Here is a 17,075-nt window from a genome sequence, read left to right on the forward strand (position 1 = left end):
AATGAAAAAATTCGCAATAATACTTTTTCTGGCATTCAGCATTCCGTCTTTAGCCCAAGAATTTCAGGAGATTTATCAACGAGCTCAAATAAACTATACCGCTCAAGAAGATCTTGCCCGTTTGAATTCGCTTGGCATACCCATAGATCATGGAACTCACAAAAAGGGGTTCTATATTATTTCAGATTTCTCGCGTACCGAACTGGCAGTAGCGCGCAATGCCGGATTTACCGTCGATGTCCTCATTGAAGATATAGCGGATTATTTTTTGCAACGAAATAACAATACCGAAGCTCCTCAAAAGAACCCTGGCTGCGAAGGGAACGGAACGATCGATTATGCAACCCCGGCAAACTTTGAATTGGGCAGTATGGGAGGGTATTTAACTTATCAGGAGCTGTTGGACCAATTGGATGCCATGAAAAATCTGTATCCAGATTTAATTACGACGAAGGCCAATATTAGTAATTTCCTTACCGAGGGGCAACCCGATGCCTCTACGACGCCACCCATTGGAGGAAACGGTATCAAGTGGGTTAAAATTAGTGACAACCCGGACAGCACTTCCGAAGGAGAACCCCAAATATTATACACGGCAATTCATCATGCCAGAGAACCTGCTTCACTTTCACAATTGGTCTTCTTTATGTGGTATTTATTAGAAAATTATGATACGGATCCTGAAGTACAGAGTATCTTAAACAATACCGAACTCTATTTTGTCCCTGTAATAAATCCCGACGGATACCTTTACAACGAAAAGACCAATCCCAACGGAGGCGGATTATGGCGAAAGAATAGAAAAAACGGCACAGGTACAGACCTCAACCGAAACTACGACTACTATATAAACGGAGATCCAAATAACGGTATTTGGGGTGGCGAAGGTGCTTCGTCTAATCCCACCAGCCAAACCTATCACGGACCCTCCCCCTTTTCTGAAGTAGAAACACAAGCAATGAAATGGTTTGTGGAAAATCATGATTTTGTGATGGCCTTCAACAATCACACTTCCGGTGACTTATTATTGTATCCTTATGGCTATACAGCAAATGCTCCTACTCCCGAAAATGCTTTGTTTGTAGGAATTTCTGAAGAATTAGTATCACAAAACGGTTTTAATAACATCCTATCCTCCGAGCTTTATCCTGCTTCCGGTGTGAGTGATGACTTCATGTACGGTACCGTGGGTACCCACAATAAGATCTATGCTTTTACACCGGAAATCGGTCCTGAGTTCTGGCCTCCTTCCAATCAGATTGAAACTATTAGCAAAGGCATGATGTATCATAATATCACTGCTGCCAAAATGGTAAACAATTATGCCACTATAAAAGATACAGCGCCTTTATTCACGGGTGCCGATGTAAGTGCAGATGCGAATTTTTCTATTAAACGATTAGGTGTTGCAGGATCAGGTACATTCGCTGTTCGCCTCAACCCCATTTCTTCAAATATTATTGCCAACGGCGATCCTGTGAATTTTACTGCAATGGATGTGCTACAGGAAGAAACCGGGAGCATTTCGTATACCTTGGCAAATACCACACAAGCAGGTGATGAGATCTTGTATGAACTCATTATAAACAATGGAAGCTTTGACACTCCCGTGTTAGTCACAAAAATTGCCGGCAGTACCCTGGCGGTCTTTCAAGACTCAGGCGACAGTGTCACAGAAAATTTTACAAATAACGGATGGGGTACCACCTCAGCAAAATTTGTATCTCCTTCGAGCTCTATTACCGACTCCCCATCCGGAAATTATTCGGCGAATGCCAATAAAACCATTACCCTAAGCGAACCAATTGATCTTACCACTGCAATTGGGGCAACCGCTACCTTCTTTGCCACTTGGGAGATTGAAAACGATTACGACTATGTTCAATTTGAAGTATCCACTAACAATGGAGGCACTTGGATCCCTCAGTGCGGGAATTTTACGAATCCGGGAAGTACGAATAGTGCACAACCTACCGATGAGCCTCTGTACGATGGCGCTCAACCCGAATGGGTTCAAGAGGAGATCAATTTAAGTGATTATTTGGGAGAAACCATTTTAGTTCGTTTTCAATTCCGATCAGACAATGGTTTACAACAGGACGGTTTTTATTTTGATGATTTAACCATCAACATCGTAGAAGAAGGTGTTTTAGGACTTCCTAACCTTTCAGAAGAGGACTTTAAGATCTATCCTAACCCTGTTCAAGACATACTGCATATCACCACCAATACGGTTAATTACAATGTATCCGTATTCTCCATTCAAGGGCAACAAGTGTTACAATCAGAGATACTTTCGGGGTCACAAAGCATTAATTACGGGTATTTAGCTTCAGGTATCTATGTAATGAAAATTACTTCGGAAACAGGAACGCATACACTGAAAATTATAAAAGAATAGTGTAGGTTTCTTAAATACATAGTTTTGAACCACGGCCATCGCCGTGGTTTTTTTATTTCAGAAAAACTGAATAATTTTTCCTAATTTGCAATTTCACAATTGTATCAACCATGACAGATCCAAAACGCCTATTTGACTTCCCCTATTATCAGTTAGAGAAATATCCTCAGGAAGCAGCCCTTGTTAGTAAAGTAAACGGAACGTGGGTAGCTACGTCTACACAAGAATATATAAATAAAGCACAAGCGATAAGCCGTGGTCTTATGCGATTGGGAGTACAACCTAACGACAAGGTGGCTCTCATTTCCATGACCAATCGTACCGAATGGAATATTTGTGATATTGGTATCCTGCAAACGGGTGCTCAAGATGTGCCTATTTATCCAACAGTAAGTGAAGATGACTACGAGTACGTATTGAACCACAGCGAATCGGTATACTGCTTTGTTTCCTGCGCTGAAGTATATGCGAAGATCGCTAATATAAAAGACAATGTCCCTTCCCTGAAGGGAGTGTACAGTTTCGATGAACTTGACAACTGCCCTAATTGGAGCGAAGTCCTTTCCTTGGGAGAAGATACCTCAAACCAGAGTGAACTCGATTCCAGAATGGAAGCTATCAAAGAAGATGATCTGGCCACCCTTATTTACACCTCCGGAACGACGGGACGCCCCAAAGGGGTCATGCTCTCACATAAGAATATTTCGAGCAACGCCAAGAATAGCGAAAAACGATTACCTATAGAATTCGGAAAATCGAAAGCGCTCAGTTTCCTGCCGGTTTGCCATATTTATGAGCGCATGTTACTGTATATGTACCAATACTGTGGCGTGAGCATTCATTTTGCCGAAAGTCTTGAAACCATAAGTGACAATTTAAAGGAGATTAAACCTCATGTAATGACCGCGGTTCCTCGACTGCTGGAAAAAGTATACGATAAGATCATCGCGAAAGGATCTGACTTGACAGGCGTTAAGAAAAATTTATTCTTCTGGGCAGTGGAATTAGGTCTTCAATGGGAACCCTACGGAAAGAACGGCTGGTGGTATGAAACCAAATTAAAAGTGGCACGCAAATTAATCTTTAGCAAATGGCAGGAGGCACTGGGAGGTAATTTAGAAGCGATTGCATCGGGTAGTGCTGCACTACAACCCCGTTTGGCCCGTGTATTCAATGCTGCCGGCATTCCGGTTATGGAAGGATATGGGCTTACAGAAACCAGCCCTGTATTGACCGTAAATGATATGCGTAACGGTGGTTTTAGGATTGGAACCGTTGGAAAACCGCTCGCAGACACCGAAATCAAAATTGCAGACGATGGTGAGATCCTTGCCAAAGGACCACAGGTCATGATGGGTTATTACAAAGATCCCGAACAAACGGCACAGGTGCTTAAAGACGGTTATTTTCATACAGGAGATATCGGAGAGATCGACAGTGATGGTTTCTTAAAAATCACCGACCGAAAAAAGGAAATGTTCAAGACCAGCGGTGGCAAATATGTGGCACCACAACTTATCGAAAATGCCATGAAACAATCCAGATTCATCGATCAGATCATGGTCATTGGAGAAGGCGAAAGAATGCCCGCGGCGCTCATCCAACCCAATTGGGAGTTTGTTGCCGATTGGAACAAACGCAAAGGCAAGAACCTTTCCACAGACCCAAAAGAATTGGTCCATGACGAAACGCTTATTGCACGAATTCAAAGAGAAGTCGATTTCTATAATGAACGCTTCGGAAAGTGGGAAAAGATAAAGAAATTCGAACTTACTCCAGATGTATGGAGTATTGAAGATGGTCACCTTACCCCTACTATGAAAATGAAAAGGAAAGTGATTAAAGAGAAATACATGGATCTGTACAAAAAGATCTATGAACAGGAGTAGAGACTAAAAGAAATAGATAAAAAGAGCCTTCAACCAAAGGCTCTTTTCTTTTAATTGGATGCGCCGGTGTTTTACTAATTATAATATTTTTCCTACAAACTAAAATTTTTGCTTATTTGTTATGCATGCATAACAATATTTTGTATATTTGAGATTCAATTGTTTTGTATGAAGGAAAAGACCATTGATTATGTACTTCGATCCACATGGATGACCATTCAGAAGATGTATAATGAAGAGGCGGGCAAAAAAGGGAGTACCATGGCTACAGGCTTCGCGCTAATTAGCATCGATCCTGAAGAAGGTACGGCTTCAACAGCTTTAGGACCAAAAATGGGGATGGAATCCACCAGTTTGTCCCGTACCTTAAAGGTCATGGAAGAGAAAGGGCTCATTGTTAGAAAACCCAATCCGTTAGACGGAAGAGGTGTTATTGTTCACCTTACGCCTTTCGGAAAAGAAATGCGTGAATTCTCTAAAAGTGTGGTGTTCCGGTTTGACGAAGCCATTAAAGAATCTGTTTCCGAAGAAGACCTGCAAACGTTTAAGAATGTAGCACACACTATCGTGGAACTCATAAACAATAAAAAGATTTATTCTACTGAAAAAATTTAGCATATCATGTCAAAAAGAAGAATTAACAAAGTAGCTGTAATCGGTTCCGGAATTATGGGAAGCGGTATAGCTTGTCATTTTGCAAATATTGGAGTTGAAGTGCTTTTGCTCGATATCATCCCGCGCGAACTGACCGATAAGGAAAAAGCAAAAGGACTTACGTTAGAAGACAATGCGGTTCGAAACAGATTGGTCAACGAAGCTTTGACTTCTGCCATAAAATCGAAACCCGCACCGTTATATCACAAGGATTTTGCCAATCGTATCACGACCGGAAATCTGGAAGACGATATAGCGAAGGTAAAAGATGCCGACTGGATCATTGAAGTGGTGGTCGAACGATTGGATATCAAAAAACAAGTGTTCGAAAAGCTGGAAAAGCACAGAACTCCCGGCACATTGATCACATCGAACACCTCAGGGATTCCTATCGCATTTATGAGCGAAGGACGCAGCGAGGATTTCCAGAAACACTTTTGCGGCACCCATTTCTTCAATCCGCCGCGATACCTAAAACTCTTTGAGATCATTCCCGGTCCTAAAACATCCAACGATGTTCTTGATTTCCTCAACGGATACGGTGAGAAGTTCCTCGGAAAGACCACTGTAATTGCTAAGGACACTCCGGCTTTTATTGGGAACCGTATTGGAATCTTCGGAATACAAAGTCTGTTTCATTTGGTAAAGGAAATGGGACTAACCATAGAAGAAGTAGACAAGTTGACCGGACCCGTTATCGGGAGGCCTAAATCGGCTACCTTCCGAACAGTGGATGTAGTAGGATTAGACACTTTGGTGCATGTTGCCAACGGTATTTACGAAAATGTTCCCGATGATGAAGAACACGATGTTTTTGAACTGCCCAATTTCATCAATACCATGATGGATAACAACTGGCTGGGAAGCAAGACAGGGCAAGGTTTTTATAAAAAAGTGAAGAAAGACGATGGAAGTAGTGAGATTCTTGGTATGGATCTCGAAACCATGGAATACCGCTCTGCGAAAAAAGCCTCCTTCTCCACCCTCGAGCAAACTAAGTCTGTCGATAAAGTGGTCGATCGTTTTCCCATCCTCATCGATGGAAAGGACAAAGCCGGTGAATTCTACCGCAAAAACTTTGGTGGGATGTTTGCTTACGTATCTAAACGAATTCCCGAGATCACCGATGAACTCTACAAGATTGACGATGCTATGAAAGCCGGATTTGGATGGGAGAATGGACCGTTTGAGATTTGGGACGCCGTAGGGGTCAAAAAAGGGATTGAACTTATAAAAGCAGTAGGTAAAGAACCGGCGTCATGGGTGCATGAAATGCTCGACGCGGGTGTCGATTCGTTCTACACTTTAAAAGACGGAGCATCCTACTATTACGATATTCCCAAAAAGAAACATGTTAAGGTTCCCGGTCAAGATGCTTTTATCATTTTGGACAACATCCGAAAATCGTCTGAAGTCTTTAAAAACAGCGGCGTTATTGTAGAAGACTTGGGAGATGGGATCTTGAATGTTGAGTTCCAAAGCAAGATGAACAGCATTGGAGGTGATGTGCTGGCAGGGCTGAATAAAGCCATAGATATTGCCGAGCAGGATTTCGATGGTCTTGTGGTTGGAAATCAAGGGACCAATTTCTCTGTGGGAGCCAATATCGGGATGATCTTTATGATGGCTGTCGAGCAAGAATATGACGAATTGAATGCAGCAGTTAAATATTTTCAAGACAGTTGCATGCGCTTGCGCTACTCTTCTATTCCAACTGTGGTTGCACCTCACGGCATGACCTTGGGCGGAGGCTGTGAAATGACCCTTCACGCCGATCGTGTTGTAGCAGCTGCCGAGAGCTACATAGGACTTGTAGAATTTGGAGTGGGTGTGATTCCGGGCGGAGGCGGATCGAAAGAAATGGCGCTTCGAGCAAGTGATACGTTTCAGAAGAACGACGTAGAGCTAAACAGGCTTCAGGAGTATTTCCTTACCATAGGAATGGCAAAAGTCTCGACTTCGGCGTACGAGGCATTTGATACTGGTATCCTTCAGAAAGGAAAAGATATTGTGATCGTCAATAAAGACAGACAGATCGCTGAAGCAAAAGCAGTAGCGAGAATGATGGCAGATCAAGGATATACCAAACCGGTGAAGCGCAAGGATGTAAAAGTGTTAGGTAAACAAGCCCTTGGAATGTTTTTGGTTGGCACCGATTCTATGGAAGCAGGTAATTACATAAGTGAGCACGATAAGAAGATCGCCAATAAATTAGCGTACGTAATGGCGGGTGGGGATCTTTCTGAACCTACCATGGTAAGCGAACAATACTTGCTTGATCTAGAGCGTGAAGCGTTCTTGTCCTTGGCCGGAGAACGTAAGACCTTAGAGCGTTTACAGCATATGATACAAAAAGGAAAGCCTTTAAGAAATTAGATACTTAGATTCTCAATTTTCAGGATTCAAAGGATCCGACATTAAAAAACAAACTCTAAAAAATGAAAACAGCATATATAGTAAAAGCATATAGAACGGCCGTCGGAAAGGCTCCACGAGGATTATTTCGTTTCAAGCGACCTGATGAACTGGCAGCAGAGACTATCGAGTACATCATGAAGGAACTTCCGCAATTGGAAAAGACCAGAATAGACGATGTCATGGTAGGTAATGCAATGCCGGAAGCCGAGCAAGGACTTAATATGGCGCGTCTTATATCCCTTATGGGATTGAAAATAGAAGATGTGCCGGGCGTTACCGTGAACAGGTATTGCGCTTCAGGAATTGAAACCATTGCCATGGCTACAGCAAAAATTCAAAGTGGGATGGCCCAATGTATTATTGCCGGGGGCGCCGAAAGCATGAGCTATATCCCCATGGGTGGTTATAAACCTACACCAGATTATGATGTGGCAAAATCAGGCAATGAGGATTACTATTGGGGAATGGGACTTACTGCGGAAGCAGTTGCCAAGCAATTTAATGTTTCCCGTGAAGATCAGGACCAATTTGCATATCAATCGCACCAAAAAGCACTCAAAGCTCAGAAGGAAGGTAAATTTGATGACCAGATCGTTCCTATCAAGGTGGAACATACGTTTGTGAACGATGCCGGGAAGAAGGAAACCACCTCCTATACCGTTGCGAAAGACGAAGGACCCCGAGCTGATACATCCCTGGAAGTACTTGCGAAATTGCGTCCTGTCTTTGCTGAAGGAGGAAGTGTAACCGCAGGGAACTCCTCGCAAATGAGTGACGGTGCTGCTTTTGTGATGGTCATGAGTGAAGAGATGGTCAAAGAACTTAATCTAGAACCTATTGCACGCCTCGTAAACTTCGCCGCTGCCGGTGTGGAACCTCGCATTATGGGTATTGGTCCTGTGAAAGCGATTCCAAAAGCCTTAAAGCAAGCCGGTTTACAACAAAAGGATATGGAATTAATTGAACTAAATGAAGCCTTTGCTTCCCAATCCCTTGCTGTTATTAGAGAGCTGGACCTTAACAAAGAGATCGTTAATGTCAACGGAGGCGCAATTGCACTTGGCCACCCCTTGGGTTGTACAGGTGCAAAACTTTCGGTGCAGTTGTTCGACGAGATGCGAAAGCGCAGCATGAAAGGTAAATACGGCATGGTTACCATGTGCGTTGGAACCGGACAAGGTGCAGCGGGTATTTATGAGTTTTTAAAATAAGAAGAGGGAATACAGAAGAGAGAATACAGAGAATGAGGAAAAGGCACAATTATAAGAATTTAAAAATTTGGCAATTGGGTTTGGAGTTTGCGAACGATATTTCAGATATACTTATGACTTTTCCAAAACATGAACGTTACGATTTAAGTTCACAAATGAGCAGTTGTTCAGTTTCAATGGCAAGCAACATTGCAGAAGGTTCGGGGAGAACTGACAAGGCATTCAAGGCTTTTTTAGATTATTCCATTGGTTCATCTTATGAACTTGAAACACAATTGTTGGTTGCCAAACATAGAAAATATATTGATGAAGATACTTTAAAAGCATTAGAGAATAAAATAGCCGATTGGCAACGAATGACGATGGGATTTCAGAACGGATTGAAGGGTTAACATCTCTTCTCTCTATTCTTTATTCCCTTTTCTAAAATTTTATAAATATCAAAAAAAAATCCAAATGAACAAACCAAATAAAATTGAGAATGACCTCCTTCGCGGCGGACAATTCTTAGTGAAAGAAACACCATGCGAGGCAATTTTCACTCCCGAAGATTTTTCCGAAGAACAAAAAATGATGCGTGACTCGGTCAAAGAATTTGTTGATCGCGAGATATGGCCGCACAAAGAACGTTTTGAACATAATGATTACGCTCTTACCGAGGAGATCATGGAAAAAGCGGGTGAACTAGGGCTTCTAGGTATAGCTGTGCCTGAAGAATACGGCGGACTGGGAATGGGGTTCGTGACCACCATGCTGGTGTGTGACTACATCTCCGGGGCTACCGGTTCTATTGCTACGGCATTTGGTGCACATACCGGTATTGGAACGATGCCCATTACGCTCTATGGAACAGAGGAACAACGTAAGAAATATGTTCCCAAACTAGCTACGGGAGAGTGGTTTGGCGCCTATTGCCTGACCGAACCGGGCGCAGGAAGTGATGCCAATAGCGGTAAAACAAAAGCTGTCTTGTCTGAAGACGGCTCTCACTACAAGATCAGCGGTCAGAAAATGTGGATCTCTAATGCGGGTTTCTGTGACCTGTTCATTGTCTTCGCTCGCATTGAAGACGATAAGAACATCACCGGTTTTATTGTGGAGAATGATTCCGGCAATGGTATTTCTATGGGTGAAGAGGAAAAGAAATTAGGAATACACTCATCTTCCACCCGTCAGGTGTTCTTTAATGAGACAAAGGTGCCTGTGGAAAATATGCTTTCTGAAAGAGGGAACGGATTTAAGATCGCTATGAATGCATTGAACGTCGGAAGAATCAAATTGGCAGCCGCAAGTCTGGACGCACAACGACGCGTAATTACCGAAGCTGTAAAATATGCAAACGAACGGGTTCAATTCAATACACCCATTGCGAAATTTGGCGCGATTAAATTGAAGATCGCAGAAATGGCCACCAATATGTTTGTAAGTGAAAGTGCCACGTATCGTGCCGGAAAGGATATTGAAGACCGGATCGCCATCCGACAAGCCGAAGGAAACACACACCAAGAAGCAGAATTGAAGGGTGTGGAAGAGTATGCCATTGAATGTTCTATTCTGAAAGTTGCTGTTTCTGAAGACATTCAAAATTGTGCCGATGAAGGTATTCAGATCTTTGGAGGTATGGGCTTTAGTGCCGATACCCCTATGGAAGCTGCCTGGCGTGACGCACGAATCGCAAGGATCTATGAAGGAACCAACGAGATAAACAGAATGCTGGCCGTGGGAATGCTCGTTAAAAAAGCAATGAAAGGCCATGTGGACCTGCTGGGTCCTGCTACCGAAGTGGGAAAAGAACTTATGGGCATTCCATCTTTTGAAACACCCGATTACTCCGAATTGCTTTCTGAAGAAAAAGCCATGATCGCCAAGCTAAAGAAAGTGTTTCTTATGGTGGCTGGAAGCGCCGTCCAAAAATACGGCCCTGAATTGGAAGAACACCAGCAAATGTTATTGGCAGCAGCAGATATCCTCATTGAGATCTATATGGCTGAAAGCGCAATTTTACGCGCTGAGAAAAATGCAAAACGTTTTGGACAAGATGCCTATAAAGAACAGATCGCCATGGCACAACTTTATTTGTACCATGCCGTTGACATCATTGATACCAAGGCGAAAGAAGCGATCATTTCCTTTGCTGAAGGAGACGAACAACGGATGCTTCTCATGGGTCTTAAGCGATTTACGAAATACCAAAACATGCCTAATATAGTAGCATTACGCAAAATGATTGCTGAAAAAGTTACGGCGGAGAATAAATATCCGTTCTAAGATTTCAATTTTTTCATAAATTGAAAATTGGTTAGTTAGTTGAAAAAGACCGCTTCAAATGAAGCGGTTTTTTGATTCCTGTATTTGGCCTAAACTTTGTTATCTTGTAGATCGAAAATTATGCAACATGAGATTACTTTTCATTTTTGGTATCGCCATAGTAAATAGCATCCAGGTGGTGGGTCAAACGAATACTGATATTTTTCTAATGGAACTTCCGAATACCCAATCTTCTTGGAAGATTGAAACTATTACGAATATCTCACAGGATCCCGGCTATGATAGTCAGCCGTATTTCTTAAATGATACACAACTCCTTTTTGCCGGCAATAACAAGGGTCAGACAGATATTGCGCTTTATCATCTTGATTCCGCCAAAAAAGAATGGCTAAACACTCCTACTCTGGGGGGTGAATATTCGCCGCAAAACATTCCAAACACGAGAGCTATAGCCGCGGTTCGCTTGGACACGAATGGTTTACAGCGTTTGTATCGTTATGAAGGTAGTACAGGAAAGGCGACCCCCACAGAAATGTTCCAAGGGCTACAAGTTGCGTATTTTGCTGCTTTTGATGAACGGGAACTTCTAGCCTCTGTACTAAGTGAGGATCGGTTGGACCTAGTGCTTATTGACCTTCAAAAGAAAACGATCGACACCCTGTTACAAAATTCTGGAAGGTCTATCCATAAAGTTCCCGGAGTAAATTCACTCAGTTATACAGCGGTCAATGATGAAGGAAATCACGACATCTACCTTCTGGATATGGATACCAAAGAAAGTTTTTTTATAACAGAGTTGCCTATTGGCATTCAGGATTATACTTGGTTGGACTCCAGCCGTATGCTTCTCGGCAGTGGTACAGGTCTTTTCGTATACGATACATTTTCCGATAACGATTGGCAGCGAGTGGGTGATCTTTCTGCCTTTTCTATCAAAAACATCACGCGTATGGCCATAAGCCCCGACGGAACAAAGTTGGCCGTAGTCGCCGAACCTTCGGCAATCACTCCTGCCGCAGTCGTTCAAAGTCACATTGAACCCTTTAACAAAAGGGATCTGGAAGGATTCGTGAACACATTTTCTGAAGATGTGATTGTTCGACGCTTTCCGAACAAGGTGCTCTATACAGGAAAAAACAACCTACGCAGCGAATATGCTACATTCTTCGACAGGACGCCTGAGGCTTCAGTTTCGGTAATAAAAAGAATTAGCTTGGGCAATACCGTAATTGACGAGGAACTGGTTGATATTTCAGGGAAAAAATACAAACAGGTTACCATATATGAAGTGAACGATGGAAAGATTAAAAGCATGACATTTATAGATGATATTGGGTTTGAGGGAAATCCGGTGCCTATTGTACAGGAACAATTAGATGCGTACAATAATCGAGATATCGGTGCATTTATGGATACGTATACTGATGATGTCGAACTTTACAATTTTCCCGCCGTTCTATTTTCAGAAGGAAAAAAAGGCATGCATAATTCGTACGCCAGCTTTTTTGCAGCTACACCCAATTTACATTGTAAGATACTAAACAGAATCGTGATCGGAAACAAGGTAATCGATCAAGAAAAAGTAACCGCTAATGATGGTACCATACAAGCCGTAGCAATCTATGAGGTTGCAAATGGTTTGATCTCGAAAGTTACTTTTGTACAATAAGAAAGCTTAAGAACTTTTAGTATTTTTAATAAAAATTCAGAAAATGAAAAATCAATTCTTACCCCTTATTCTACTCTTTAGTGTTTCAATTTTTGCACAAACCGATGCGCGTATCTATGAAATCATCAATGCAGTTTCTGCGGAAAGAATAGAAGCGGATATTACAAAACTCGCCGGATTTGGCACCCGGAATACTTTTAGTGATACGGTAAGTGATACGCGTGGCATTGGTGCTGCGAGGAGATGGATAAAATCTGAGTTCGAAAAAGTTTCCTTTGATTGTGATAATTGCTTAGATGTCTTCACACAGAAGGATTTTGTTAAAGCTGATGGCAATGACCGCATCCCAAAAGATACGTGGATCGTAAATGTAGTCGCAGTGCAAAAAGGAACTAAATATCCCAATAGATTCATCATCATGAGTGGTGATATCGATTCCCGAAACAGCGATGGTAGTGATTATACAAAAGATGCTCCAGGCGCCAACGACAATGCCAGCGGGATGGCCGGCACCATTGAAGCAGCGAGAGTACTGTCCAAGTACAAATTTGAAAGTAGTATTGTCTATCTTGGATTAAGTGGCGAAGAACAAGGGCTTTTTGGCGGAAAGGGATTTGCCGAATATGCCAAGGCTCAAGGTTGGGAAATCATAGGTGTTCTTAACAACGACATGATCGGGAACATACAAGGTGTGGACGGTGTTATTAGTAATGTGGATTTCAGGATCTTCAGTGAGCCGGTCCCTCCTACCGAAACAGAACGCCAACGTAATGCACGTCGTTTTTACGGCGGTGAAGTAGATGGAATATCGAGACAGCTGGCCCGCTATGTTCACAAGACCACCCAAACCTACATGCCCGAAATGAACCCAATGCTAATCTATCGCTTGGACCGTTTTGGCCGTGGGGGACATCATCGCCCTTTTAACGATCTAGGGTGGGCCGGAGTTAGAATTATGGAGGCGCACGAGAATTACACCCAGCAGCATCAGGATCTCCGCACAGAGAATGGGATAGAGTACGGAGACAAACTAAAATTCGTCAACTTCGACTATGCCAAAAAATTGACGGCTGTCAATGCCATCACCATGGCAAGCCTCGCTTGGGCACCCCCTGCCCCCGAAAATGTCGCAATAGGCGGAATTGTAGAACCTTCTGCGAAATTAAGATGGGACAAAGTTGATGGTGCAACGGGTTATAAGATCTATTGGCGAGATACTACTTCGCCAACTTGGGATCACAGCAGATATGTTGGCGATGTAACTGAGTTTACCCTTGATGGTATTGTTATCGACAACTTCTTTTTTGGTGTTGCTTCGATAGGTGTCAACGGTCATGAGAGTGTCGTGGTTTTTCCATATTCAATTTTCAGATAATCCCATGAAACAAACAATTCTTATACTTGGCCTCCTTATTTTCAATATCGTAAGTAGTATTGCTCAAACCTTCGATCGGCAGGATTCGCTTCGTGGCAGTATCACTCCCGAGCGTGCTTGGTGGGATTTGAAGCATTACAAACTTATGGTATCTGTTGATCCCGACTCGAGAAGCATTCAAGGCAGTAATACCATTACGTATCGTGTATTGCAACCTGAAAGTGTCATGCAGATCGACCTGCAGGCACCTATGAAGATAGATTCTGTGATTCACGATAAAAAGTTACTTACATTCACTTCGGAAGGAAGTGCCCATTATATCCAATTTCCTAAAGAACAATCTAAAGATGGTGAAGAACAGCTCACGATCCATTTTTCCGGGGCACCGCGAGTAGCCAGACGCCCTCCTTGGGACGGCGGGTTTACCTGGCAAAAAGATGCGAACGGAAAACCTTTCGTTGCGAATGCCAATCAGGGTATTGGAGCCAGTGTCTGGTGGCCTAATAAGGATCATCCTTATGATGAGCCGGACAGGGGTGTTCAATTGAGCATCACGGTGCCAAAAGACTTAGTGGCTGTAGGAAATGGTCGGTTAGTGGGTACAAACGAAAGCACCAACGGCACAACTTGGCATTGGAATGTAAGCAATCCCATAAATAATTATGGTGTAAACATCAACATTGGAGACTATGTGCATTTTGGTGAGACCTATAAAGGCTTGAAAGGTGATCTTGATATGGATTATTGGGTGTTGCGAGACAACGAGGCGAAAGCCAAGAAACAATTCCAACAAACAGCCGGAATGATGGAGGCTTTTGAACATTGGTTTGGTCCTTACCCGTTCTACGAGGATAGTTTTAAGCTTGTCGAGGTGCCTTATCTCGGCATGGAGCATCAAAGCAGTGTGACCTACGGAAATAATTACGGAAACGGCTATCTTGGGAACGATCTTTCAGGGACCGGATGGGGTTTAAAGTTCGATTTTATAATTATTCACGAAGCCGGTCATGAATGGTTTGCAAATAATATTACCAACCAAGACGTGGCCGATATGTGGTTGCATGAAGGTTTTACAGCCTATTCCGAAAACTTGTATCTGGATTATCACTTCGGAAAGGAGGCCGCTGCCGATTATGTGATCGGGACACGTCGGATGATACAAAACGACCGACCTATTATAGGCACCTACCACGTGAGCCATGAAGGGAGCAGCGATATGTATTACAAGGGTGCCAACATCTTACATACCCTTAGGCAACTGCTGGAGGATGACCAAAAGTGGCGGTCTATTCTAGTGGGTCTGAACAAAGATTTTTATCACCAAACTGTTAGCAGTGCCATGGTTGAGAAATATATAAGTAAGGCTGCGGGCATTGACCTCACCGAGTTCTGGGGGCAATATTTGCGCACTACTATGATTCCGTTAGTAGAATATAAAATAGAAGGCAATCGCCTATCCTTTCGGTATGAAGACGTAATAAAAGGGTTCGATATGCCGGTGATTGCTGTGATCAATGGAAAGGAAGAATGGATCTTTCCTACCTCAGAATGGAAATCGAGAACATTTTCAGAAACCATACAATCCATGGAGATTAAAAGGGACTTTTACGTAAACTCCGAAAAATTGGAATAATGCAAGAAAGGCCGGAGCTGTATTTTCCTAGAGATATCGAATGGCGTGAATGGTTGGATGCGAACCATCACACGCACCCTCAAGGGGTCTTGCTCATATTTTACAAATTAGAATTAAACGTGCCCACCATGCGGTGGGAAGAGGCCGTACGGGTTGCGTTATGCTATGGTTGGATTGATAGTACCGTGCAAAGCTTAGGCAACGGAAAACGGCAACAATATTTCTGTCCTCGCAATCCTAAAAGTTATTGGAGTGCTCTCAACAAATCATATATTGAAGAACTAGAAGCAGCCGATCTTATACATGAAAGTGGCTGGAAAACGATACGGCAGGCCAAAGAATCCGGTACGTGGAGTGCCATGGACGACGTGGAAAATGGTGTGATTCCACCGGAGCTTCAGAAGGCTTTTGATACATCTCCCATGGCTTTAGACAATTTTAATCAGTTTGCCCCCGGATATCGTAAAAGTTATTTAAGTTGGCTCTTTCAGGCGAAGCGACCCGAAACCCGGGCAAAGAGGATTAAAGAGATCGTACGATTGTGTTTGGAAGGTATAAAATCAAGACAGTGATTAGATGATCCCTATCTCTTTTGAGTGCGCAATAGCATCATGGCTGTGCTTGTAATAGTATGTAATGACCCCCAATTGCTCGATATTGGCTAACGCCTTAACCACTTTCTCCTTTTGTTTCTTTCTTGTTTGCCGTATATAGATGACCTTTATGTTCTTCGGAAAAATTTTACAGATCCGTTCATATAAAAAAGGATCCCTTTGCGAATCATCCCCCAATAGTACATACGTAAGCGCCGGATAAAAACTGATGATATCCTTGATCTTTTCAAATTTATGGTCGTGCGACCCTCCTCCCGTAAAAAGAAAATCGGTGATACCGGATTTTATCTTTTTCAATTTGACCACGGCTTTGGGGAGTTTGTGTATCCTTGCAAACTCATCGATAAAAGCGTAGAGGTTCCATTCACTGCTACTCACATAAAAAAAAGAATTGAAGGCACGGTCGTTCTCTTGACCGGACCTGCTTAATGCTTGATAATGTTGAACCACATCTTCAAAGATCTTACGCTTGTTGATATTCTTGGAAAGAAGCACATATAGTTTCTTAAAGATATTATGGCTGTGAGAAATTAGAAACGTGTCGTCAATGTCTGATATGATCCCAAACTGGCTCTTAAAGGGTTTTAAGAGCTCTCCTTTTTCTACCACTCCAAAGCGACCCGTGTCGCAACTCACAGTATAACTGTGCCATCCACTCTCCAAAGGTTTATTGTAGGGTATGGTAAATCGAAAATACCCATCACTCAAAGTCTTTGTAGTCACAGAAATATCGTTGAATTCCAAAGTGATTTTTGCATTGCTCATTGGAGAAATAAGGAACATGTGTAAAATGGAGTAGGCGTGTTTAAGTCCGCGGCGGTCAATACGATACTTGTCCGGCGCCCAAGATTTGAAAACATGGCCGTAAACTACCAATTCTGCTTCATTTACATAACCCCGATATAACTTTAGATCTACTTTCACAAATTAAGATTTTCCTAAC

Annotated in this window: 12 protein-coding genes; 11 read left to right on the forward strand and 1 reads right to left on the reverse strand. The window is 42.7% G+C overall.

Annotation, left to right across the window (positions count from 1 at the left end; all coding sequences use genetic code 11):
- The first annotated feature begins 1 nt into the window (after position 1).
- The 11 genes from AACZ11_RS01830 (at position 2) to AACZ11_RS01880 (ending at position 16,090) form a co-directional block, all read left to right on the forward strand.
- On the forward strand, positions 2–2,401 hold the full coding sequence (locus tag AACZ11_RS01830) for a M14 family metallopeptidase (protein ID WP_290627531.1): 2,400 nt from the start codon (positions 2–4) through the stop codon (positions 2,399–2,401).
- Positions 2,402–2,511: 110 nt separating this feature from the next.
- Positions 2,512–4,290: an AMP-dependent synthetase/ligase gene (locus tag AACZ11_RS01835; RefSeq protein WP_290627533.1), complete on the forward strand. Its 1,779-nt coding sequence runs from the start codon at positions 2,512–2,514 to the stop codon at positions 4,288–4,290.
- Positions 4,291–4,458: 168 nt separating this feature from the next.
- Positions 4,459–4,905, forward strand: a complete 447-nt coding sequence (locus AACZ11_RS01840; protein ID WP_290627535.1) for a MarR family transcriptional regulator — start codon at positions 4,459–4,461, stop codon at positions 4,903–4,905.
- Positions 4,906–4,911: 6 nt separating this feature from the next.
- Positions 4,912–7,320 carry a 3-hydroxyacyl-CoA dehydrogenase/enoyl-CoA hydratase family protein gene (locus AACZ11_RS01845; RefSeq protein WP_290627537.1) on the forward strand — a complete coding sequence of 803 codons (2,409 nt, stop codon included), beginning with the start codon at positions 4,912–4,914 and terminating at the stop codon, positions 7,318–7,320.
- 62 nt (positions 7,321–7,382) lie between these two features.
- On the forward strand, positions 7,383–8,573 hold the full coding sequence (locus AACZ11_RS01850) for an acetyl-CoA C-acyltransferase (RefSeq protein WP_290627539.1): 1,191 nt from the start codon (positions 7,383–7,385) through the stop codon (positions 8,571–8,573).
- Between the two features lie 32 nt (positions 8,574–8,605).
- A complete protein-coding gene (locus AACZ11_RS01855; protein ID WP_290627541.1) occupies positions 8,606–8,965 on the forward strand; it encodes a four helix bundle protein in 360 nt (119 codons plus the stop codon).
- 64 nt (positions 8,966–9,029) lie between these two features.
- Entirely contained in the window at positions 9,030–10,841 is a 1,812-nt protein-coding gene (locus AACZ11_RS01860; RefSeq protein WP_290627543.1) for an acyl-CoA dehydrogenase family protein, read from the forward strand.
- A 127-nt stretch (positions 10,842–10,968) separates the two neighbouring features.
- Positions 10,969–12,510 (forward strand): nuclear transport factor 2 family protein, encoded by a 1,542-nt coding sequence (locus tag AACZ11_RS01865; protein ID WP_290627545.1) that lies wholly within the window; start codon positions 10,969–10,971, stop codon positions 12,508–12,510.
- Positions 12,511–12,553: 43 nt separating this feature from the next.
- Positions 12,554–13,885 carry a M28 family metallopeptidase gene (locus AACZ11_RS01870; protein ID WP_290627547.1) on the forward strand — a complete coding sequence of 444 codons (1,332 nt, stop codon included), beginning with the start codon at positions 12,554–12,556 and terminating at the stop codon, positions 13,883–13,885.
- Positions 13,886–13,889: 4 nt separating this feature from the next.
- Positions 13,890–15,518, forward strand: coding sequence for a M1 family metallopeptidase (locus AACZ11_RS01875; protein WP_290627549.1), 1,629 nt, complete (start codon positions 13,890–13,892; stop codon positions 15,516–15,518).
- Positions 15,518–16,090, forward strand: coding sequence for a YdeI/OmpD-associated family protein (locus AACZ11_RS01880; protein WP_290627551.1), 573 nt, complete (start codon positions 15,518–15,520; stop codon positions 16,088–16,090). The genes AACZ11_RS01875 and AACZ11_RS01880 overlap by 1 nt, the downstream gene beginning before the upstream one ends.
- On the opposite strand, the gene AACZ11_RS01885 is transcribed toward AACZ11_RS01880, so the two are convergent.
- Positions 16,091–17,056 carry an App1 family protein gene (locus AACZ11_RS01885; protein WP_290627553.1) on the reverse strand — a complete coding sequence of 322 codons (966 nt, stop codon included), beginning with the start codon at positions 17,054–17,056 and terminating at the stop codon, positions 16,091–16,093.
- Positions 17,057–17,075: the final 19 nt, after the last annotated feature.

It is taken from the genome of uncultured Altibacter sp. (genome assembly GCF_963972995.1).
Taxonomy (GTDB): Bacteria; Bacteroidota; Bacteroidia; order Flavobacteriales; family Flavobacteriaceae; genus Altibacter.